This is a genomic window from Streptococcus pseudopneumoniae, assembly GCF_001073085.1.
Lineage (GTDB): Bacteria > Bacillota > Bacilli > Lactobacillales > Streptococcaceae > Streptococcus > Streptococcus pseudopneumoniae_M.
The window spans coordinates 41,265-65,492 of the sequence record NZ_JVFV01000008.1; the positions used below are offsets into that span (position 1 = coordinate 41,265).

At 38.3% G+C, this 24,228-nt stretch carries 17 protein-coding genes and 2 pseudogenes; 18 read left to right on the forward strand and 1 reads right to left on the reverse strand.

The genetic code is table 11. From position 1 onward, the window contains the following. Positions 1-38: 38 nt before the first annotated feature. The 18 genes and pseudogenes from lepA (at position 39) to ADH90_RS00890 (ending at position 22,900) form a co-directional block, all read left to right on the forward strand. Positions 39-1,862 (forward strand): translation elongation factor 4, encoded by a 1,824-nt coding sequence (lepA, locus tag ADH90_RS00805; protein ID WP_049529552.1) that lies wholly within the window; start codon positions 39-41, stop codon positions 1,860-1,862. Positions 1,863-2,160: 298 nt separating this feature from the next. Then, a pseudogene (locus tag ADH90_RS11500) lies at positions 2,161-2,378 on the forward strand (hypothetical protein); the annotation flags it as partial. A 594-nt stretch (positions 2,379-2,972) separates the two neighbouring features. After that, positions 2,973-3,428 (forward strand): annotated as a pseudogene (locus ADH90_RS00815) (hypothetical protein); the annotation flags it as partial. A gap of 198 nt (positions 3,429-3,626) precedes the next feature. Beyond that, on the forward strand, positions 3,627-4,103 hold the full coding sequence (locus ADH90_RS00820) for a PTS sugar transporter subunit IIA (protein ID WP_049529554.1): 477 nt from the start codon (positions 3,627-3,629) through the stop codon (positions 4,101-4,103). Between the two features lie 39 nt (positions 4,104-4,142). Further along, entirely contained in the window at positions 4,143-4,448 is a 306-nt protein-coding gene (locus tag ADH90_RS00825; RefSeq protein ID WP_000590576.1) for a PTS sugar transporter subunit IIB, read from the forward strand. 45 nt (positions 4,449-4,493) lie between these two features. Then, positions 4,494-5,969 carry a PTS galactitol transporter subunit IIC gene (locus ADH90_RS00830; RefSeq protein ID WP_049529555.1) on the forward strand — a complete coding sequence of 492 codons (1,476 nt, stop codon included), beginning with the start codon at positions 4,494-4,496 and terminating at the stop codon, positions 5,967-5,969. 103 nt (positions 5,970-6,072) lie between these two features. Further along, the gene (locus ADH90_RS10675; RefSeq protein WP_080982596.1) at positions 6,073-6,966 is read left to right on the forward strand and encodes an aldose 1-epimerase family protein; all 894 of its coding nucleotides are present in this window, start codon (positions 6,073-6,075) and stop codon (positions 6,964-6,966) included. Positions 6,967-7,222: 256 nt separating this feature from the next. Then, on the forward strand, positions 7,223-7,648 hold the full coding sequence (gene lacA / locus ADH90_RS00840; protein WP_000029280.1) for a galactose-6-phosphate isomerase subunit LacA: 426 nt from the start codon (positions 7,223-7,225) through the stop codon (positions 7,646-7,648). A 148-nt stretch (positions 7,649-7,796) separates the two neighbouring features. Then, a complete protein-coding gene (gene lacB / locus ADH90_RS00845; protein WP_001216925.1) occupies positions 7,797-8,312 on the forward strand; it encodes a galactose-6-phosphate isomerase subunit LacB in 516 nt (171 codons plus the stop codon). Between the two features lie 10 nt (positions 8,313-8,322). After that, positions 8,323-9,252 (forward strand): tagatose-6-phosphate kinase, encoded by a 930-nt coding sequence (locus tag ADH90_RS00850; protein WP_049529556.1) that lies wholly within the window; start codon positions 8,323-8,325, stop codon positions 9,250-9,252. Between the two features lies 1 nt (position 9,253). Next, positions 9,254-10,234, forward strand: coding sequence for a tagatose-bisphosphate aldolase (gene lacD, locus ADH90_RS00855; RefSeq protein ID WP_049529557.1), 981 nt, complete (start codon positions 9,254-9,256; stop codon positions 10,232-10,234). A gap of 233 nt (positions 10,235-10,467) precedes the next feature. Further along, on the forward strand, positions 10,468-11,304 hold the full coding sequence (locus ADH90_RS00860) for a PRD domain-containing protein (RefSeq protein WP_006147554.1): 837 nt from the start codon (positions 10,468-10,470) through the stop codon (positions 11,302-11,304). 35 nt (positions 11,305-11,339) lie between these two features. Next, positions 11,340-11,657 carry a PTS lactose/cellobiose transporter subunit IIA gene (locus tag ADH90_RS00865; RefSeq protein ID WP_049529558.1) on the forward strand — a complete coding sequence of 106 codons (318 nt, stop codon included), beginning with the start codon at positions 11,340-11,342 and terminating at the stop codon, positions 11,655-11,657. Next, positions 11,657-13,348 (forward strand): lactose-specific PTS transporter subunit EIIC, encoded by a 1,692-nt coding sequence (locus ADH90_RS00870; protein ID WP_049529559.1) that lies wholly within the window; start codon positions 11,657-11,659, stop codon positions 13,346-13,348. Before ADH90_RS00865 ends, ADH90_RS00870 begins: the two co-directional genes overlap by 1 nt. A gap of 281 nt (positions 13,349-13,629) precedes the next feature. Then, positions 13,630-15,036: a 6-phospho-beta-galactosidase gene (gene lacG / locus ADH90_RS00875; protein ID WP_049529622.1), complete on the forward strand. Its 1,407-nt coding sequence runs from the start codon at positions 13,630-13,632 to the stop codon at positions 15,034-15,036. Between the two features lie 347 nt (positions 15,037-15,383). Beyond that, entirely contained in the window at positions 15,384-18,464 is a 3,081-nt protein-coding gene (locus ADH90_RS00880; RefSeq protein ID WP_049529560.1) for a pneumococcal-type histidine triad protein, read from the forward strand. 286 nt (positions 18,465-18,750) lie between these two features. Then, a complete protein-coding gene (locus ADH90_RS00885; RefSeq protein WP_049529561.1) occupies positions 18,751-19,680 on the forward strand; it encodes a metal ABC transporter solute-binding protein, Zn/Mn family in 930 nt (309 codons plus the stop codon). A 7-nt stretch (positions 19,681-19,687) separates the two neighbouring features. After that, positions 19,688-22,900: a pneumococcal-type histidine triad protein gene (locus ADH90_RS00890; RefSeq protein ID WP_049529562.1), complete on the forward strand. Its 3,213-nt coding sequence runs from the start codon at positions 19,688-19,690 to the stop codon at positions 22,898-22,900. A 77-nt stretch (positions 22,901-22,977) separates the two neighbouring features. On the opposite strand, the gene pepT is transcribed toward ADH90_RS00890, so the two are convergent. Next, positions 22,978-24,201: a peptidase T gene (gene pepT / locus ADH90_RS00895; protein WP_049529563.1), complete on the reverse strand. Its 1,224-nt coding sequence runs from the start codon at positions 24,199-24,201 to the stop codon at positions 22,978-22,980. Positions 24,202-24,228: the final 27 nt, after the last annotated feature.

Sequence of the window (24,228 nt, forward strand, 5' to 3'; positions counted from 1 at the left end):
AATTTATAATTAATAGATACCCTGAAAGGAAGAGAATGATGAACTTAGAAGAATTGAAAAAACGACAGGAGAAGATTCGTAACTTCTCTATCATTGCCCATATTGACCATGGAAAGTCAACACTAGCAGACCGTATTTTGGAAAAGACAGAGACAGTTTCCAGTCGTGAAATGCAAGCCCAACTTCTTGATAGTATGGATTTAGAGCGTGAGCGTGGAATTACGATCAAGCTTAATGCTATCGAGCTTAATTATACGGCTAAAGATGGTGAGACTTATATCTTCCACTTGATTGACACACCAGGACACGTGGACTTCACTTATGAGGTATCACGTTCTCTAGCTGCTTGTGAGGGTGCTATCTTAGTAGTCGATGCCGCCCAAGGGATTGAGGCTCAAACCCTGGCAAACGTCTATCTTGCTTTGGATAATGATTTGGAAATCCTCCCAGTTATCAATAAAATTGACCTACCAGCAGCGGATCCAGAGCGCGTGCGTACAGAAATCGAAGATGTCATTGGTCTAGACGCTAGCGAAGCAGTATTGGCTTCAGCCAAGGCGGGTATCGGTATCGAAGAAATTCTCGAGCAAATTGTCGAAAAAGTACCAGCCCCAACTGGTGACGTGTCAGCACCATTGAAAGCCTTGATTTTCGACTCAGTATACGACGCCTATCGTGGGGTTATCCTCCAAGTTCGTGTCATGGATGGGGTGGTCAAACCGGGTGACAAGATTCAGCTCATGAGCAATGGTAAGACCTTCGATGTTACTGAAGTCGGAATCTTCACACCTAAAGCTGTAGGACGTGATTTTCTTGCGACAGGTGATGTTGGTTATATCGCGGCATCTATCAAGACAGTTCAGGACACACGTGTCGGTGATACCGTTACCTTGGCGGCAAACCCAGCGACTGAACCTCTTTCAGGATACAAGCAGATGAATCCGATGGTTTTCGCAGGTCTCTATCCAATCGAGTCAAATAAATACAACGATCTTCGTGAAGCTCTTGAAAAATTGCAACTAAATGATGCTAGCTTGCAGTTCGAACCAGAAACATCCCAGGCTCTTGGATTTGGTTTCCGTTGTGGTTTCCTTGGACTTCTTCATATGGATGTTATTCAGGAACGTTTGGAACGTGAGTTCAACATCGACCTTATTATGACTGCACCGTCTGTTATCTACAAGGTTAATCAGACTGATGGGGAGTCTATGGATGTGTCTAACCCATCCGAGTTCCCAGATCCTACAAAGATTGCGACCATTGAAGAACCTTATGTCAAGGCGCAAATCATGGTACCGCAGGAATTCGTTGGAGCAGTTATGGAGCTAGCTCAGCGCAAACGTGGTGACTTTGTGACCATGGATTATATTGATGACAGTCGTGTCAATGTTATCTATCAAATCCCACTAGCTGAGATTGTCTTTGACTTCTTTGATAAGCTCAAATCTTCAACACGCGGTTATGCAAGCTTTGACTATGAATTGTCAGAGTATCGTCCATCTAAGTTGGTTAAAATGGATATCCTTCTTAATGGTGATAAGGTGGATGCTCTCAGCTTTATCGTTCACAAAGACTTTGCCTACGAACGTGGGAAACTCATTGTTGATAAGCTTAAGAAAATCATTCCTCGTCAACAATTTGAGGTTCCAATTCAGGCAGCTATTGGACACAAGATTGTCGCGCGTACAGATATTAAAGCCCTTCGTAAGAACGTTCTTGCCAAGTGTTATGGTGGTGACGTTTCACGTAAACGTAAACTTCTTGAAAAACAAAAAGCTGGTAAGAAACGTATGAAAGCTATCGGATCAGTAGAAGTTCCACAAGAAGCCTTCCTTAGCGTATTGAGCATGGATGAAGAATAGTTGAGATCTCAAGAAAAAATAAGATAAATATAAAATAATGATTTTTTAAGAGGCTGGGTAAAAAGTCAATTTTCTTCGAAAATGAAAAAATATAACGCATAGTATCAAGGTTTTCAACACCTGATATTATGGTTTTTTCTGATTTTAAAGATTTTTTGCCCAGCCTCTTTTCTTAATGTTTGACAAACGCGCCAACCTCAAGTATAGCAGATTGAACTTGGAATAGCACACTACAGATTCTAAAACATTTTTAGAAATTGATTTGACTTTCCTAATCTCTTTGTTCATATCTTATTTCAATCAACTATACAAGTTTGGGAATCGACATTTCTGGGCGGAAGGATATTATGTACTTAATGAAGCCACAATTAAGAAATATATTCAAGATTAAAGAAATTATCCAGTGGATGATTTCATCACGAGTATGAAAATTTGAGAACGAGTAAAGATGATATAGCACTAGATAAATTAAGTGTAAAAGAATATGAGGATCTCTTTAGAGAAAGTGGTAAGTAATACTCAAGCGTCTTTAAGAGGCAAGTGACGAGTCAAGAACGAAGCCAGCGTCTTTAGGCGCTGGCTGGTAATTTGGGCTTATAGCCCTAGTAAAAACCACCCGTTAGACAGGTGGTTAAGATTTTTTGATTTTTTTCAATTTTTATTCTACAATGAAATTATATAAAAGGAAAGCGGTGACACTATGTTTAAGGCGAAAATTTTTTATATATTTTTATGTTTGATCGTTATCGAAACTACAGGCTTGTTGTTGTTGAAAAGAGGTCTCGAAATGGGTTATTTAGACACAGAAGCTATTATCCTCGCAGTTTTTTCATTTGCTTTTTACAACCTATGTTCATTCGCTTGGGTCTGCTCTACAATAAAAAAAATAAAAAATAAATAGGCTTATTATTAGTCAGAACCTCTCAAAAAACGCATTTTCTTGCACCTGCTCCGTAAATGTGTTATACGAATTTTGCGAAAAAGTGATAGTTTTCTAAGCCAGGAGTAATGGAAAAGCCCAAGCAGTGCGAATGCTGAGGCTTTTTTTACGTGGTTGCGAATCACGTCCGGGCCAATGGCACTTAATCATCGCCTTTCTTATCTAGCCAGACGGAAGAAACTCAAATAGCTGGATCTGATGATTATGGATATATGAAAATTCCTCAATCATGGGTTCATTTCAAAGAAATTGAAGGTGGAGATGACATTCAGTACTGTGATGGAACGGATGTCAACATTGTAACTCTCAATACCTTTAAACCTGAGCAGTTTGGTATTAGTGAAAGCGAATACGCAGCGCTAGAAACTGTTCAAATTTCAACTAGCATTTATGAATCTAAACAGAAAAGTCAAGATTTCTCCAAGGTATGGGGGTCAAAATCAACTATCGGTGGCTATGAGGCTTACGTAGTAAACTGTATTGCTAAAAATGGTAAATATTTAATTATCTGGGTTTTTAAATCCGATGATGGTAAGTTTAGATATGTTTCTCTTGAAGGTGTTCCAGAGGTATTAAAAAATCTCCTTCCAATGGTGGAAGAAAGTTGGATCAATAAAAAGAGTTAAAATTGTGAAAACAGGATTCATTCCTGTTTTTTGTTTTACTTATCAAGAAATTTATAAAAAATATGTTTGAAATTAGCAAATGTTTAAAACGTAAACAAAAAAAATAAAAATCAAACAAAATACAACAAAAAAGATTGACAACGGTTTCATATAGTGTTATACTTGTACCATAAAAGTTGAATATGAAGGGAGAAGGTCATGGGATTAGATCATTTCTTTGACAAAGACTTAGTCTTTTGCTTAGAAGCAGATAATCAAGAGCAACTTTTCGATCAAGTTGCAACCCTACTGGAAGAAAAGAAAGTTGTTACAGAGACCTATCGATCGGCCTTGATTGAACGTGAAAAATCGTTCCCAACTGGTTTGGATATGGAGTTTTTAGGGAAGGATTTGCCTAATGTAGCTATCCCTCATACTGATATAATTCATAATCTAACTGAAAATGTTGTCGTGGTTCGTCTAGAAAAACCAGTAACATTCCACAATATGATCGCTCCTGATAAGGAAGTAGAAGTTTCATTGTTGTTCTTTATCATCAACAATTCAAGTTCAAGTCAAACAAATATTCTTGCGCAGTTGATGGACTTCTTTACAGGCAATGGTCATCTTGAAGCGCTGTCTAAGATTACGGAACCTGAAGCCTTGTTCCAATATATCTCAGAAGCGACTGCTTAATTTGTTAATAATTTTTATATAAAAACGGAGGAAATCCAAATGATTAAAATTCTTGCTGCTTGTGGTGCAGGTGTTAACTCAAGCCACCAAATTAAAAGTGCTCTTGAAGAAGAACTTTCTAACCGTGGGTACGATGTTCAATGTGATGCCGTTATGGTAAAAGATGTCAATGAAGACTTGATTAAAGGTTATGATATCTTCACACCAATCGCTGCTACAGATTTAGGTTTTGAACCAGGTATTCCAGTTGTTGAAGCAGGACCAATCTTGTTCCGTATTCCTGCTATGAGCGCTCCAGTCTATGACAATATTGAAGCAGCTATCAAAGAACATGGTCTAAGTTAATTATTAATTTGTAAATATTCCATAAAAAATAAAGGGAGGAACATTATGGATTTCATTATCAATCTGGCCAACGATTTCTTTAAACCTATCTTGGCTATGGGTGGCCCAATCATCATGCTGATCATTTTGACAGTATTGGCCTTGCTTTTCGGAGTGAAATTCTCCAAAGCACTTGAAGGTGGTATTAAACTTGCCATCGCTCTTACAGGTATCGGTGCGATCATCGGAATGCTTAATGGAGCTTTCTCAGCTTCTCTTGCAAAATTCGTTGAAAATACTGGTATTCAATTGAACATCACCGACGTTGGTTGGGCACCACTTGCTACAATCACTTGGGGTTCTGCCTGGACACTTTACTTCTTGCTTGTGATGTTGATTGTCAACATTGTAATGCTTGCAATGAAGAAAACTGATACACTTGACGTCGATATCTTTGATATCTGGCACTTGTCTATCACTGGTCTTTTGATTAAATGGTACGCTGACAACAATGGAGTTAGCCAAGGAGTTTCACTCTTCATCGCGACTGCAGCAGTTGTTCTTGTTGGGGTTCTTAAAATCATCAACTCTGACTTGATGAAACCAACATTTGATGACCTTCTTAACGCACCAAGTTCATCACCAATGACTTCAACTCACATGAACTACATGATGAACCCAGTTATCATGGTTTTGGATAAGATTTTTGATAAACTCTTCCCAGGTCTTGATAAATTTGACTTTGACGCTGCTAAATTGAACAAGAGAATCGGTTTCTGGGGATCTAAATTCTTCATCGGATTCATCCTTGGTATCGTTATCGGTTTGATGGGAACTCCACATCCAGTTGCTGGAGTAGAAGATGCATCTTCATGGGAACTTGTTATTAAAGGTTGGTTGTCACTTGGTTTGACTGCCGGTGTCTGCTTGGAGCTCTTCTCATTGATCGGTTCATGGTTCATCGCAGCCGTAGAACCACTTTCACAAGGTATTACAAACGTTGCTACTAAACGTCTTCAAGGACGTAAATTCAACATCGGTCTTGACTGGCCATTTATCGCTGGTCGTGCTGAAATCTGGGCTTGTGCCAACGTACTTGCACCAATCATGTTGGTTGAAGCTGTGCTTCTTTCAAATGTCGGAAATGGTATCTTGCCACTTGCTGGTATCATCGCAATGGGTGTAACTCCAGCTCTCTTGGTAGTTACTCGTGGTAAATTGCTCCGTATGATTATCTTCGGAACACTCTTGTTGCCACTCTTCCTTCTTTCAGGTACACTTATCGCACCATTTGCAACAGAACTTGCTAAAGGTGTAGGTGCCTTCCCAGAAGGTGTAAGCCAAACTCAATTGATTACTCACTCAACTCTTGAAGGACCAATCGAAAAACTATTTGGTTGGGCAATTGGTAACGCTACAACTGGTGATATCAAAGCTATCCTTGGCGCATTAGTATTCCTAGTATTCTACGTTGGTATCTTTGCATGGTACAGAAAACAAATGATCAAACGTAATGAAGAATACGCAGCAAATGCAAAATAATTCGCTCCTAAAAATGTAAATTGTAAAAACTAGGTTGTCAGTTTCCAAATCTGGAGTCGACAGTCTAGTTTTTTTAGGCCTTAAATAAATGGAGGTAATTCTAATGATTGAATTAAAAACAGAACAGTTAAGTGTACAGTTTCAAACTTTTGGTGGTGCACTTTCTTCAATAAAAGACAAAGATGGAATTGAGTATTTGTGGCAAGGAGATCCAACTTACTGGAGTGGACAAGCACCGGTTCTATTTCCAATTTGTGGATCTGTTAGAAATGATACTGTCTTGTATGAGCAAGAAGATGGTAGTCAAGTTGCAGGAAAAATTCCTCGTCATGGCTTGGTTCGAAAAAAAGAATTTGAATTAGTAGAACAAACAGAGAATTCTGTCACCTTTGCTATCGAAGATGACCAAGACATGTATGAGAATTATCCCTATCATTTTCGACTAGAAATAACTTATACAGTTACTGGAAAGACTATTCGAACACAGTATCAAGTTACCAATAAGGAAACAGATAAGAAAATGCCATATTTTATTGGTGGACATCCAGGCTTTAACTGTCCTTTATTTGATGATGAAGCTTATGAAGACTACTATCTTGAATTTGAAATGCCAGAAACTTGTACAGTTCCTAAACCATTCCCAGAAACAGGGATGTTAGATTTTCAAAATAGAAGTAGCTGGTTAAAAGACCAAAAAGAATTGGATCTAAACTATGATTTCTTTAGCTATGATGCTGTGACTTTAGATGAATTAACCTCTCGCTCTGTTTCCTTACGGTCACGTAAGCATGATAAGGGATTAAAACTGGACTTTGAAGAGTTTCCAAACCTCATCGTTTGGTCAACGCTTAATAAAGGTCCTTTCCTTGCTCTGGAACCTTGGTCAGGTTTGTCAACTTCACTCGAAGAGGGAGATCATCTAGAAGATAAGAAAAATGTTCGAATCTTAAATCCAGGTCAAAGTGATCAAATTGGTTTTGATATAGAAGTTTTCTAAAAAATAAACAAAAACAAACATAAACTGTTGACTTTTTTAAACAATAGTAGTATATTATGTTTAGAAAGAACAATTTGTGTTTGTTTTGACAAGTTATTCTTCCAATTTCTCCAAGGAGAAGTTACTAAGAGTGAATAGATGATTCATTCTTAATCTAAAATAGTCAACAAAACTACTAGTAACTATTTGGTGATGGTCATTTTCTTTCCAGAACCAAAAATATTTACTGGTCTATTATAAAAAAGGAGTATACAATATGTCTATTGTTATTGGTGCAGATGCTGCAGGTTTGAGATTGAAAGAAGTCGTTAAAGATTTCTTGGAAAAAGAAAACTTCCACGTTGTGGATGTTACAGCTGAAGGTCAAGACTTCGTTGATGTAACTCTTGCAGTTGCTGAAGAAGTTAAAAAAGAAGAACAAAACCTTGGTATTGTCATTGATGCTTATGGTGCAGGTCCATTTATGGTTGCAACTAAAATCAAAGGAATGGTTGCTGCAGAAGTATCTGACGAACGTTCAGCTTATATGACTCGTGGTCACAACAACTCACGTATGATTACTATGGGTGCTCAACTTGTTGGTGACGAATTGGCTAAGAACATCGCTAAAGGCTTTGTAAATGGTAAGTATGATGGCGGTCGTCACCAAATCAGGGTCGACATGTTGAACAAAATGTGCTAATACTCTTCAAAAATCAAGATAATCTGTCGTCAGCTCACTTTAGCTAACCTCAGTTATGCTCGCAGCTCGCTTCCTAAGCTAATCTTGATTTTTCTTGAGTAAGGATAAATGATATTAGATTTATATAATTAATCGGAGGGAATAACTAATGAGAATTGCAATTGGATGTGACCACATCGTAACAAATGAAAAAATGGCGGTTTCAGAATTTTTGAAATCAAAAGGACATGAAGTCATCGACTTTGGTACTTATGATCACGCTCGTACACACTACCCAATTTTTGGTAAAAAAGTTGGTGAAGCAGTAGTTAGTGGCCAAGCTGATCTTGGTGTATGTATCTGTGGTACTGGTGTAGGTATCAATAATGCTGTTAACAAGGTTCCAGGTGTTCGTTCTGCTTTGGTTCGTGATATGACAACAGCACTTTATGCAAAAGAACAATTGAATGCCAACGTTATCGGATTTGGTGGTAAAATCACTGGTGAGTTGCTCATGTGTGATATCATTGAAGCTTTCATCAATGCTGAATACAAACCATCTGAAGAAAACAAAAAATTGATCGCTAAAATCCAACACGTTGAAACTCATAACGACCATCAAACTGATGCCAATTTCTTTACAGAATTCCTTGAAAAATGGGATCGCGGTGAATACCACGACTAAGAGGTGACTTATGATTTTAACAGTCACAATGAACCCATCCATTGATATTTCCTATCCTTTGGATGAATTGAAAATTGACACTGTCAACCGTGTTGTCGATGTTACGAAAACAGCGGGTGGTAAAGGTCTCAATGTTACACGAGTTCTATCAGAATTTGGTGATTCTGTAGTCGCAACAGGACTTGTCGGTGGTAAACTAGGTGATTTTTTAGTAGAAAATATTGATGATAAAGTAAGCAAACGTTTCTTTTCTATCCAAGGGGAAACTCGTAATTGTATCGCAATTCTACATGGAGAAAATCAAACAGAAATCCTAGAAAAAGGTCCTGAAGTTCAAGAAAAAGAAGGACAAGATTTCTTGGCTCATTTCAAGGAACTTTTAGAAACTGTAGAGGTAGTAGCCATTTCAGGTAGTCTACCAGCAGGACTTCCTGTTGACTATTATGCTAGTCTAGTTGAACTTGCTAACCAAGCTGGTAAACCTGTTGTCTTGGACTGTTCAGGAGCTGCACTTCAGGCGGTTCTTGAATCTCCACATAAACCAACAGTCATCAAACCAAATAATGAAGAATTGTCTCAACTTTTAGGAAGAGAAATTTCTAAAGACTTGGATGAATTAAAAGAGGTTCTTGAAGAGCCCCTATTTGAAGGAATCGAGTGGATCATCGTTTCCCTAGGTGCCAATGGGGCCTTTGCAAAACACGGGGACACTTTCTATAAAGTAAATATTCCAAGAATCCAGGTTGTAAACCCAGTTGGATCTGGTGATTCAACAGTTGCAGGTATTGCTTCAGGATTGTCCCATAAAGAATCTGATCAAGACTTGCTTAAAAAAGCCAATGTTCTTGGTATGTTAAATGCTCAAGAAAAAATGACTGGTCATGTAAATATGTCCAATTATCAAACACTATTTAATCAATTAACAGTAAAAGAGGTATAAAATGGTTTTATCAACACAAAAACGTGCGTATTTAGAAAAACTTTCTGACAAAAACGGTATTATTTCAGCTCTTGCTTTTGACCAACGTGGAGCTTTGAAACGTTTGATGGCTCAATATCAAGATGAAGCACCAACAGTTGCACAAATGGAAGAATTGAAAGTTTTGGTAGCTGATGAATTGACGAAATATGCTTCATCTATGCTTCTTGACCCTGAATACGGACTACCTGCAACTAAAGCTTTGGATAAAGAAGCTGGTCTTCTCCTTGCTTATGAAAAAACAGGATATGATACTTCAAGCACAAAACGTTTGCCTGACTGCTTGGATGTTTGGTCTGCAAAACGTATCAAAGAACAAGGTGCTGATGCAGTTAAATTCTTGCTTTACTATGATGTAGATAGTTCAGATGAATTGAACCAACAAAAACAAGCTTACATCGAACGCGTAGGTTCTGAATGTGTTGCTGAAGATATCCCATTCTTCTTGGAAATCTTGGCTTACGATGAAAAAATTGCGGACGCAGGTTCTGTAGAATACGCTAAAGTAAAACCTCGTAAAGTTATTGAAGCTATGAAAGTATTCTCTGATCCACGTTTCAACATCGATGTATTGAAAGTTGAAGTTCCAGTAAATGTGAAATACGTTGAAGGATTTGGTGACGGCGAAGTTGTTTACAGTCGTGAAGAAGCAGCTGCTTTCTTCAAAGCGCAAGACGAAGCAACTAACCTTCCATACATCTACTTGAGTGCAGGTGTATCCGCTAAACTCTTCCAAGAAACACTTGTCTTTGCTCATGATTCAGGTGCTCGTTTCAATGGCGTACTTTGTGGACGTGCTACTTGGGCTGGTTCAGTAGAGCCTTACATCAAAGAAGGTGAAGCAGCAGCTCGCGAATGGCTTCGTACAACTGGTTTTGAAAATATCGATGAACTTAACAAGGTTCTTCAAACAACAGCTACTTCATGGACTGAACGTGTCTAAATTTTCCCCCTTTTATGTCCTAAAACCTAGCTAAAAAACTTTTAAAAAAGTTGTATGTAAAGGTTTACAAAATAAAAATCTTGTGCTATACTTAAGTCACAAGTTAATACAAAGTGAGTGTTACTAAGTAATATTAGGCATGATCACAGATGACTCAGAGCTATATTTTCTGAGTTCATTTGTGGTCATTTTTTATGCTCACAAAACTTAAATAATAGGGCAAGGAGGTTGCCATGTATCGGATATTAAATCCAATGAACAACAATGTTTCTCTCGTGCGGAATAGCAAGGGAGAGGAGTTGATCGTAATTGGTAAGGGTATTTCGTTCGGTAAGAAGAAGGGAGATTTGATTTCTGAGGATCAGGTTGAAAAAGTTTTTCGGATGAAAACAGAAGAGTCGCGAGAAAATTTTATGGCTCTTCTCAAGGATGTACCGCTTGATTTTATTACGGTCACTTATGAGATTATTGATAATCTTTCTAAAAAATATCAATATCCTGTCCAAGAGTATCTATACGTCACTCTGACAGACCATATCTATTGTTCTTATCAGGCTATTAGCCAAGGACGCTATAAGGATAGTAACTTGCCTGACATTTCAGCTAAATATCCTATCGCTTTTCAAATTGCACAAGAAGCTTTTGAAATTTATCGTCAAAAACTGACAGAAAATTTTCCTGAAGACGAAATCATTCGTATCGCTTATCATTTCATCAACGCTGAAGGTGAGAATGAAGTCGAAGTTGTTGAGTCGATTGATAAGAGAAAAGAAATTTTAAAGAGGGTCGAAAGCGTTTTGAAGAGTTATAAAATCCAGCGAACACCTGAAAATAATAATTTCTACGACCGCTTTATGATTCATCTAAATTATTTTTTGGATTATCTGGATCGTAGTCGCGATGATAATCAATCCTTGCTTGATATGGAAGAACATATAAAGAATACCTATCCAGAAGCATTCGAGATTGGTAGTAAAATTTATGAGGTCATTGCTCAGGAAACTAGTCTTGACCTCTACAAGAGTGAACGAGTTTATCTTGTTCTACACATCCAACGTTTATTGTCATAACGCTTTACTAAAAAATATATAAGGAGAATTCTATCATGAATAGAGAAGAAGTAACATTGTTAGGTTTTGAAATCGTTGCCTATGCAGGTGATGCTCGTTCAAAATTATTGGAAGCTTTGAAGGCTGCTGAAGCTGGTGATTTTGATAAAGCAGACGCTTTAGTTGAAGAAGCTAATGCTTGCATTGCAGATGCTCACCATGCTCAAACAAGCCTATTGACTAAAGAGGCTGCGGGTGAGGATATTGCCTATAGTATCACTATGATACATGGGCAAGATCACTTGATGACAACAATCTTGCTAAAAGATTTAATGCATCACTTAATCGAACTTTACAAACGGGGAGTTAAATAATGAATAAATTAATCGCTTTTATCGAGAAAGGGAAGCCTTTCTTTGAGAAACTGTCACGTAACATCTATTTGCGTGCTATTCGTGATGGTTTCATCGCTGGAATGCCAGTTATCCTTTTCTCAAGTATCTTTATCTTGATTGCTTTTGTACCAAACTCATGGGGTTTCAAATGGTCTGACGAAACTGTTGCCTTTCTTATGAAACCTTACAGCTATTCAATGGGGATTCTAGCTGTCTTGGTTGCTGGTACAACTGCAAAATCGTTAACAGACTCTGTTAACCGTAGCATGGAAAAAACAAATCAAATCAACTACATGTCAACACTATTGGCAGCTATTGTTGGTTTGTTGATGTTAGCAGCTGACCCTATTGAGAACGGTTTTGCTACTGGATTCTTAGGAACTAAAGGTTTGCTCTCAGCCTTTCTTGCTGCATTTGTAACAGTAAGCATCTATAAAGTCTGTGTGAAAAACAATGTGACAATTCGCATGCCTGACGAAGTTCCACCGAATATTTCACAAGTCTTTAAAGACGTTATTCCTTTCACACTTTCAGTTGTTTCTCTTTATGCTCTAGACTTACTTGCACGCCATTTTGTTGGTGCAAGTGTTGCAGAATCAATTGGTAAATTCTTTGCACCACTCTTCTCTGCTGCTGATGGTTACCTTGGAATCACAATCATCTTTGGTGCCTTCGCCTTCTTCTGGTTCGTAGGGATCCACGGTCCTTCAATCGTTGAACCAGCTATCGCAGCTATTACTTATGCAAATGCTGAAGTAAACTTGAACTTGATTCAACAAGGAATGCATGCTGATAAGATTCTTACTTCAGGTACCCAAATGTTTATCGTTACGATGGGTGGTACTGGTGCGACTCTTGTTGTTCCATTTATGTTCATGTGGTTAACAAAATCTAAACGTAACCGTGCAATCGGACGTGCATCTGTAGTTCCAACATTCTTCGGTGTTAACGAACCAATCTTGTTTGGTGCACCACTTGTTTTGAATCCAATCTTCTTCATTCCATTTATCTTCGCACCTATTGCAAACGTTTGGATTTTCAAATTCTTTATCGAAACACTTGGAATGAACTCATTTACTGCTAACCTACCATGGACTACGCCTGGGCCTCTAGGTATTGTTCTTGGTACAAACTTCCAGTTCTTGTCATTTGCTCTTGCAGCATTGTTAATTGTAGTGGATATTGCAATCTACTATCCATTCCTTAAAGTTTATGATGAACAAATTCTTGACGAAGAACGTTCTGGTAAATCAAACGATGAATTGAAAGAAAAAGTAGCAGCAAACTTTAACACAGCAAAAGCTGATGCCATCCTTGAAAAAGCTGGAGTAGAATCAGCAAAAAATACAATTACAGAAGAAACCAACGTACTTGTACTTTGTGCAGGTGGTGGAACTAGTGGACTTCTTGCAAATGCTTTGAATAAAGCTGCTGCAGAATACAATGTTCCTGTGAAGGCCGCTGCAGGTGGTTACGGTGCTCACCGTGAAATGTTGCCAGAATTTGACCTTGTTATCCTTGCTCCTCAAGTAGCATCAAACTATGAGGACATGAAGGCTGAAACAGATAAACTTGGAATCAAATTGGCAAAAACAGAAGGTGCTCAATACATTAAATTGACTCGTGATGGGAAAGGTGCCCTTGCTTTTGTTCAGGCACAATTCGATTGATGATAGGGACTGTAAAACAGTCTCCTATCATCACGGAAATCGCTATGGCGAATTTCCTAATCGCCTTGTTAATTCGTCGGTAAAAAAATATCGTTTTTACCTCCTCATGTCACAATTCGACTTACCTTGGGGACTGTAAAAGAGTCTCCGATTATATATTTATTTTCCCTCTTTATGTCACTATTTGGTGACTTTGTACAAGAAGTGAGACGGAGATGGATAGCTCACTAGCTCCTCTCCGCTCGCTTTTCATTTTATCCAATCAAGAAATAGGTGAAAAAATGACAAAAACACTTCCTAAAGATTTTATTTTCGGTGGCGCAACAGCTGCTTATCAAGCAGAAGGAGCTACACATACAGATGGTAAAGGACCAGTTGCGTGGGATAAATATTTAGCAGATAACTATTGGTATACTGCTGAACCAGCGAGTGATTTCTACCATAAATATCCAGTAGACTTAAAGTTGGCTGAAGAATATGGGGTAAACGGTATCCGTATTTCAATCGCCTGGTCACGGATTTTTCCGACAGGATACGGTGAGGTAAATCCTAAAGGTGTCGAGTTTTATCATAAGTTATTTGAAGAATGTCATAAACGTCATGTAGAACCGTTCGTAACTCTTCACCATTTTGATACACCTGAAGCTCTTCACTCAAATGGAGACTTCTTAAATCGTGAAAACATCGAACACTTTGTGGACTATGCCGCATTCTGTTTCGAAGAATTCCCAGAAGTCAACTACTGGACAACCTTTAATGAAATTGGTCCAATCGGTGACGGTCAATACTTGGTCGGTAAATTCCCACCAGGAATTCAATACGATTTAGCAAAAGTATTCCAATCGCACCACAATATGATGGTTTCTCATGCCCGCGCTGTGAAATTGTACAAGGACAAAGGCTATAAAGGTGAAATCGGTGTTGTTCACGCCCTTCCAACTAAGTATCCATTAGATCCTAAAAACCCTGCAGACGTTCGTGCTGCTGAGTTGGAAGATATCATCCACAACAAATTTATCTTGGATGCTACATACCTTGGACACTATTCAGATGTAACCATGGAAGGTGTAAACCACATCTTATCAGTAAATGGTGGTAGCTTGGATCTTCGTGACGAAGACTTTGCAGCACTTGAAGCAGCTAAAGATCTGAATGATTTCCTTGGAATCAATTACTATATGAGTGACTGGATGGAAGCCTTTGATGGTGAAACTGAGATCATCCACAATGGTAAAGGAGAGAAAGGAAGCTCTAAATACCAAATCAAAGGTGTTGGACGTCGTGTAGCTCCTGACTATGTACCTCGCACTGACTGGGACTGGATTATCTATCCTCAAGGATTATATGACCAAATCATGCGCGTGAAAAAGGATTATCCAAACTACAAGAAGATCTACATCACAGAAAATGGTCTTGGTTACAAAGATGAATTCGTTGATAACACAGTTTACGATGACGGTCGTATTGATTATGTGAAACAACACTTGGAAGTATTGTCTGATGCGATTGCAGATGGTGCAGTAGTCAAAGGCTACTTCATCTGGTCACTCATGGACGTCTTCTCTTGGTCAAATGGTTATGAAAAACGCTATGGCCTCTTCTATGTGGACTTTGAAACACAAGAACGCTATCCAAAGAAATCAGCTCACTGGTATAAAAAACTAGCTGAGACACAGATTATTGAATAAGCTAATCGAAGAATAAAAATAGCTTACTATTACTGATATAAACAATATGGGGGTTAGTTTTGCATATGGCAGAGCTAAACCCTTTTTATCTAGATTTTACCTGAAAGTTAAAAAAATTCTTGACAGATTTATGTGATAGGAGTAAAATCTTAACTAGTTAAATAACCGGTTAATTATATGGAGAACTAACTCACTCGCTCAAATCTTGTTTGATAAATAGAAAATAGAAGGAGGAGTTTTAAAAGTGATTTCGTTTTTCAGTTATATACTTAACCAGTTAAGAAAATTCTTTAGAAAAAGGTGTAGTCCTTTATTTAACGAATAAATGAAATAGGAAGTGTGTTTAGATGAAAATCAATAAAAAATATGTTCTTGGTTCGGTAGCTCTTTTAGCATTAAGCCTTTCAAGTTATGAACTGGGGCGTTTCCAAGCGGTACAGACTAGCAAAGAGCCTAATCGTGTGGCTTATATAGAAGGGAATCAGGCTAGTACTAAGACTGAAAATCTGACGCCTGATGAAGTTAGTCAGCGAGAAGGTATTAATGCTGAACAAATTGTTGTTAAAATTACCGATCAAGGTTACGTGACTTCACATGGGGACCATTATCATTACTTTAATGGCAAGGTTCCTTATGATGCTATTTTCAGCGAAGAACTTTTGATGAAGGATCCGAATTATCAACTTCGTAATGAGGATATTGTCAGCGAAGTTAAGGGTGGTTATGTGATTAAGGTAGACGGGAAATACTATGTTTACCTTAAGGATGCGGCTCATGCGGACAATATTCGTACAAAAGAAGAGATTAAACGTCAGAAGCAGGAACATAGTAGTAATCACGGGGGTGGTTCTAACGATCAAGCAGTAGTTGCAGCCAGAGCTCAAGGACGCTATACAACGGATGATGGGTATATCTTTAATGCCTCTGATATCATAGAAGATACAGGTGATGCTTATATCGTTCCACATGGCAATCACTTCCACTATATTCCTAAGAGTGATTTGTCTGCCAGTGAATTAGCTGCTGCCCAAGCCTTCTTATCTGGAAAAGGTGGCCAATTAAGTACCGTTGAATATCGTTCAAGCAGAGGAGAAACAAGATCTAGTGTGAGAACTAGTCCATCTGAAACTCCTCAAAATCCTGCAACAGCTCCGGAGAGCCAAAATGAGGATTTAGCTAGTCTCCTTCAAGAATTGTACGCTTTGCCACTTAGCCAACGTCATGTGGAGTCTGATGGATTAGTATTTGACCCAGCACAGATTACAAAACGTACTGCAAATGGTGTGGCAGTTCCTCACGGGGATCATTTCCATTTCATTCCGTATTCGCAAATGTCTGCTTTGGAAGAAAAATTGGCTCGAAATCTGCCAATTGGAGGTCAGCCAATTCAAAGTCATGCTGATAATCCGAAACCAAGCAGTTCTGAGAAACCAAGTTCAGCCATTAAACCAAACTTTAATTTCAATACGCCGGCACCGAATCGAGGAACTGGAGGAGCCTATACAACGGATGATGGGTATGTCTTTAGTCCGACAGATGTGATTGAAGATACAGGAGACGCTTTTGTTGTACCGCACGGCAATCATTTCCACTATATCCCTAAGAGTGATTTGTCAGCAGGAGAATTGGCTGCTGCTCAAGCTTATTGGAATGGTAAACAAGGTGCACATTCCTCTACAAGTTCAAGTAAACCAAGTAGTGATAATTCTAAGCCAGCTCAACCAAGTTTGACAGAGACTCCTAATCTGACTGTCACACCAACTTATCATCAAAATCAAGGGGAAGACATTTCAACACTTTTAAGTGAATTGTATGCGAAACCTTTATCAGAACGCCATGTGGAATCGGATGGTCTAGTCTTTGATCCGGCACAAATTATCAAACGTACAGCTAACGGTGTCGCAGTGCCTCACGGAGACCATTATCACTTTATTCCTTATTCACAAATGTCTGATTTAGAGCAGAAGATTGCAAGAATGATTCCGTTAAAAGGGCAAAATGGATTAAACGAAATTGTTACAGATATTAAACCTTTAGCATCAAAAGAAGTAGTTCATAAGTTCTTAGGACAACCAATCAAAGCTTATGGAAAAGGTTTAGATGGTAAACCTTATGATACGAGTGATGGATACATATTTACCAAAGATTCCATCGATTCGGTTGATAAATCAGGTGTTATTGCCAAACACGGAGATCATTTCCATTATATGGGATATGGTGAATTAGAACAATTCGAATTGGATGAAGTTGCCAAATGGATTCAAGAAACTGGTAAAAATCCAGATTCCATCATTTCTTCAGTACACTCAGATGAGGAGGAAAGACCAAAGTTTGATTATAAAAAAGTAACTAATAAAATTTTTAGAAATAGTAAAGTTGGTTATATAATTAATGAAGGTGGTAAAGATTATTTTTATTCACGTGAAGAACTCGATCTTACTCAAATAGCTTTTTCTGAGCAGGAACTAATGCTTAAAGATAAAGATAATTATCGTTATGATATTGTAGAAACAGAAATTAAACCAAGATTAGCTGTTGATGTATCTAGCTTGCCTATGCATGCAGCCAATACTACGTATGATACTGGAACTTCTTTCATTATTCCTCATATCGATCACATTCACGTCGTACCTTATTCTTGGTTAAATAGTGAGCAAATTGCAACTATAAAATATGTAATGCAACATCCTGATGTGCGTCCTGAAGTTTGGTCAAAACCAGGTCATGATGATGCTGGATCTGTTATTGCTAATGTAACGCCTCTTGAAAAACACGCTGGAATGCAGAATTGGCAAATTATCCATTCTGCTGAAGAAGTTCAGAAAGCTCTTGCAGAAGGTCGATTTGCAACTCCAGATGGTTATATTTTTGATCCGAAAGATGTATTGGCAAAAGAAACTTTTGTATGGGAAGACAAATCATTTAGTATTCCAAGAGCGGGAGGTGGTTCATTGAGAAGTATCACTAAATCCGACTTGTCAGAAGTAGAATGGAAACAAGCTCAAGAGTTGATAGCTAAAAGAATGAAAGAAAAAGAATCCCAAAATGGGACGTTTACGAATAATAATGAAGAATCAAAACCTGATTCAAACAATCTTAAAAATATTGATAAAAATAAGACTGTTGTAGATAAAACTGAGGAGCAACCGAAGAATAATATAGGCGTAAATGAGACTGGTACAACCAACGAAATTCCTTCAGAAAACAAGGTTGAAGATAAAGAAAACTCCAAAGAAGAAAGTGACGATGATTTACCAGACTACGGATTGGATAAAGTAACTTTAAATGAACATATAGAAAAGTTAGCAAAAATTGCACAAATCGATCCTAAGTTTCTAATTTTTCAGCCAGAAGGTGTTCAGTTTTACAATAAAAATGGTGAATTAGTGATGTATGACATTAAGACACTAAAACAAATAAAACCTTAAAATATTTTTATTCATTATAATCTACTCGAAAGGATATTGTTCGATTTTTGATTGAATAATGTCCTTTTCTTTATTAAAAAGCTGAAATTTGCTGTCTTAAAAAATGAATCAAGGAGTTCTAAAACAATTAAAAGTCAAATGATAAAAATGACTAGTGAGAACTAATAATGAAATCTAGTTCTCACTTTTTTCATGAAAATGTAGAAAAAATATTGACATTTTAAATTTTTAGGAGTAAAATGTTTACTAGTTAATTAAACGGTTAAATACTAGTTAAGGAGTTGTTATGAAAAAAATAAGTATCCTATGGCTTGTGCTTGCCTTCTTTGCCCTTACCATAGGAGCATGTGGACAAAAGACCAGCCAAGACAAGAGTGATGAAACTAAGGGAATGAAGATTGTGACCAGTTTTTATCCTATCTATGCCATGGTCAAGGAAGTATCTGGTGACTTGAATGATGTTCGAATGATTCAGTCAAGTAGCGGAATTCACTCCTTTGAACCTTCTGCAAATGATATTGCAGCCATCTATGATGCCGATGTTTTTGTCTATCATTCTCATACACTAGAGTCATGGGCGGGAAGTTTGGATCCAAGCCTGCAAAAATCCAAGGTAAAGGTCTTAGAAGCATCAGAAGGTATGACCTTGGAGCGCGTGCCTGGCTTAGAAGATATGCAGGCAGGAGATGGGATTGATGAGAAAACCTTGTATGATCCTCATACTTGGTTAGATCCTGAAAAAGTTGCTGAAGAAGCACAGATTATTGCTGATAAGTTATCCGAACTGGACAGTGCCAACAAGGATACCTATCAGAAAAACGCACAAAGTTTTAGTGCTAAAGCTCATGATTTGACAAAGAAATACCAACCAATCTTTGAAAAGGCCAATCAAAAGACATTTGTGACCCAACACACAGCCTTTTCATATTTGGCAAAACGATTTGGACTAAATCAGCTTGGGATTGCAGGAATATCTCCTGATCAAGAACCAAGTCCAAGACAATTGACTGAAATTCAGGAATTTGTAAAGACTTATAAGGTCAAAACCATCTTTACAGAGAGCAATGCATCATCTAAGGTAGCGGACACTCTTGTCAAATCAACAGGTGTGAGTCTTAAAACCCTCAATCCTTTAGAGGCAGACCCACAAAATGACAAGTCCTACTTGGAAAATCTAGAAGAAAATATGGCTATCTTAGCTGAAGAATTGAAATGAGGAGATTATGAAGATTAATAAAAAATATCTAGCGGGATCTGCAGTGGTCCTTGCCTTAAGTGTCTGTGCTTATGCTTTAAATCAACATCAAGCACCTGAGAAAAAAGATGACAACCGTGTATCCTACGTTGATGGTAAAGAGTCTGAAGCTAAAAAGAATGAAACTTTGACACCAGACCAAGTTAGCAAGAAGGAAGGCATAGAAGCTGAACAGATTGTTACCAAAATCACTGATCAAGGTTATGTGACTTCCCACGGTGACCATTTCCATTATTATAATGGTAAGGTTCCTTATGATGCCATCTTTAGTGAAGAACTGGTTATGAAGGATCCGAACTATCAGTTGCGTGATCAAGATATTGTCAATGAGATTAAAGGTGGCTATATCATCAAAGTGGATGGCAAATACTATGTCTATCTAAAAGATGCAAGCCATGCTGATAATGTCCGGACGAAAGACCAAATCGAGCAACAAAAACAAGAACATACATCAGATAGTGGCAGTGCAAGTAAGGAGGTTCTTGTTGCCAGAGCACAAGGTAGATATACAACAGATGATGGTTATGTCTTTAATGCTGCAGATATCATAGAAGATACAGGTGATGCCTATATCGTTCCTCATGGTGGGCATTATCACTACGTTCCAAAGAGTGCTCTATCTTCAAGTGAATTAGCAGCAGCTCAAGCCTATCTAGCTGGAAGAGGAAGTCAACCAAGCCTGACTGATTATAAACCAAATCCAAGTGTTACACCAAGTTCTCAAGCTGATAGCCCAGCAACAAGCATCCCAGTAGATAAAGAGGATAGCCTCCAAAGTCTTCTCGCTCAGTTATATGCTTTACCAGTTAGTCAACGCTATCAAGAATCTGATGGTTTGGTATTTGACCCAGCTAAAATTACTAGTCGTACACCATCAGGAGTTGCGATTCCACACGGTAATCACTACCATTTCATTCCTTATAGTAGTATGTCTGCTTTGGAGCAAAAAATTGCTCGTTTGATACCACTTGGAGGTGTTCTAACACCAACAAAACCGTTAGAAAATCAAAATAAACCAACAGTTCAGCGTGACCATGAAAATGTAACTCATAACACCCATCATGAAGATGAACATGATCATGGCTTTGCAGCTGAGCGTGTGATTAGAGAAGATGAGCAAGGTTTTGTAGTTTCACATGGAGACCATGCCCACTATTTCTTTAAAAAAGATTTATCAGCAGAACAGATTAAGGCAGCGCAAGAGCATTTGCATGGTCATGTCCAAACAGAAGTTCCAAAAGATAATCATAATACTCATAAAGAGAATGAAGCGAAACAGGAGCATCATGAAGATGAACATGATCATGGCTTTGCAGCTGAGCGTGTGATTAGAGAAGATGAGCAAGGTTTTGTAGTTTCACATGGAGATCATGCCCACTATTTCTTTAAAAAAGATTTATCAGCAGAACAGATTAAGGCAGCACAAGAACATTTGCATGGGCACCATCAGGCAGAGCCTGTAAAACCTCTTGCCAAGACTGTAGAAAGTTTCTCTCGAGATGCCAGCGATGAAGAAAAGATAGCTTATATCTCTAAAACCTATGGTGTTCCGCTTGAAGCGATCCGAATTTCAAATGGATTCTTTGTATTTGGAAATCCAGACCAGGCTTATGACCCAACTCACATTCACCCTTATGCAGTTCGAAAGGAACACGTTCGTATTCCTCTCCAAACAGGTGATGCAGAGCTTGATTTCCTAAACGAACTCTATACAACTGCTTTACGTGATGGCGTTTCTCCTTATAGTTTGCAGGTTGAAAATGGTAGCTTCGTCATTCCTCACGGTGATCATAATCACTACATCAAAGTACAAACTAAAGGCTATGAAGTGGCTTTGAAACATAAGATTCCTGCCTTGCAATCTAACTACCAACCAGGAGCCTTTGATGAAGCTACTGTTCAAAATAAGGTTGATCAACTTCTAGCAGAAAGTCGTGAAGTCTATAAAGATAAACCAATTTTACAAAGACAAATTGAGCTTGCCTTGGGACAATTCTCTGAAAATATGAAGAATCTCTCAACCAACTCAACAGCTGGTTATCTGGCTGCTTTAGATCTCTTTGACAAGCAGTATATCCACGTTGACTCTAGTGTAAAACCAACAGAAATCAGTCCATTAGACAAGAAATATCAAGCTTTAGTAGATAAGATTAATACCTTGGATACGGATGCTTATGGACTTCCTAAAAAGGATCTTTTGGCTCAACTCCAAGAAAATAAATTGGCTCAAGATGAGGCTGGTTTAGATGCAGTTGAAGCTAAACTACAAGCTCTGCAAGATTTTAATGATCGTACTGGTGTTACGACAGTCGAATACATCAAGTATTTCTATCAACATTTGTCAGATGGTCGTTTAAATGACACTCTTAGAAATAAAGTTGCCAACTTAACTTGGACTCTTTATCAGTCACAATCTTTCCTTAAGGCAACTGACTTGAACAAACTCTTCCCTGAAATCTATCAAACAAAATTAGAGGTAGAAGAAGCAGTGAAGAATGAATCAGTTGCTCATAAACCTTCTGAAACGATCCTAGACACTGAAAAAGTGGATGGTCATAGTGCTAAAACGGCAGTCTATGAATTTTTGAAAGGTTTGTATGATGATATTAAGCCTGAGGAACAAAGCAATCATGTTCGGAAAGATCAAGTAGAAGAACTCTTAACAAAAGCTGAAGAATTAGTGGCTCAAGTCAAAGAAGAGGGAGTTAAAGCTTCACTTGCTGACGAAGTGAAAAATCTGAAAGCTGCTCTAGATAAAGATGACGCAGACCTTGATGAATTAAACACGCAAGTTCAAGATCTTCTGAAGCGTATTTCACAAACCATTCAGAATGAACGTGAGAATGTCAACCAAGACCCAGAGGTTTTAGTTCTCTACCAAAAACTTTATAATGGTGTCATTGCCCTTCATACTTATTTAGAAATGAATAATGGTTCTGATGCAGACTTTGAAAAAGTGGATGCCTTATTTGATAAGCTTAGTGCCGCAAGCAAAGACAAGCAAGCTCTTTTAGCTCTTGCTCAAGAAATCGTTTTATTAAACCAAGAATTTCAATCCAAAGTCAAGCTAGCTGAAGCTAGCACAGAAACAGCCAATAAAGAAACAAACGATAAACAAGCTGAGACGAACTTAACTCCTGCAACTAGCTCTCCAGAAACAAGAGAAAAAGTAGCAGAATAACAAAAAGTTCAGTCAGCTACCGTGTCAAAAGTAGGATGCTGATAAAAAAAGAGGTCGGGAATTTTTTCCCGATCTCTTTAGTCTTTATAAGCTACAATTCCAATAATGGTGTCGACTGCACGTTCCATTGTTTGTAGACTAACGTATTCAAAACGTCCGTGCATGTTTTCACCACCAGCGAAGATATTTGGCGTAGGAATTCCCATAAAGGAAATTTTAGAACCGTCCGTTCCTCCACGGATAGGCTCGATAATTGGTGTAATATCAAGACTTTCCATGACTGCTTTAGCGATGGTGATTGGAGTCATATCCTTTTCGATGACTTCTTTCATGTTGTAGTACTGGTCTGTCAATGTTAAAGTAACACGATCACTACCAAGTTCTTGGTTCATCTTATCAGCAATAGCTTGCATAGCAGCTTTTCGTGCTTCGAAGGTTTCTTTTTCAAAGTCGCGAATGATGTAGCTGGCACGCGCTTCCTCAACAGTTCCTGTTACATCCATGAGATGGTAGAAACCTTGGTAACCCTCAGTCAATTCTGGTCGGTCACCAACTGGAAGTTGATTGTGGAAGTCGATGGCTAATTGGAGAGCGTTAACCATTTGCCCTTTGGCCGTTCCTGGGTGAACATTACGACCTTGGAAGTGAAGTTCTGCACCTGCAGCGGAGAAGGTTTCATACTGAAGTTCACCAAGAGGTCCACCGTCAACTGTATAGGCAAAGTCAACATTGAAATCCTCTGCATCAAATTTATTGGCACCGACACCGATTTCTTCATCTGGTCCGAAGCCAACACGGATTTCACAGTGTTTAATTTCAGGATGAGCAGCCAAGTATTCGATAGCTGTCATGATTTCAGCGATACCAGATTTATCATCAGCCCCGAGAAGGGTAGTTCCATCAGTTGTAATCAAGGTTTGCCCTAGATATTTCTCTAAGCTCTTGAAATCCGCTGGATCTAGTTTGAAACCAGAGTTCCCAAGCTCGATAACGCCACCATCATAATTTTCAATAACTTGCGGATTAACACCTTCAGCATTAAAATCAGCTGTATCCATGTGTGAGATAAAACCAATCTTACGAGTCAAACTAGGATCGTTAGCTGGAAGAGTACCGATAGCAAAACCGTTTGGTAGATAGTAGACATTTTGCAAACCAACACGTTTCATCTCAGGGATGAGGACATTGGTTGCGAAGTCTACTTGACTTTGGGTACTTGGTGTAGTGGTTGAATGTTCGTCAGAACGAGTGTTGACCTTGACATAAGTCAAAAAACGCTCCAACAATGTTTGATATTTCATCGTAACTCCTTTTTTCCTTCTTTTAAA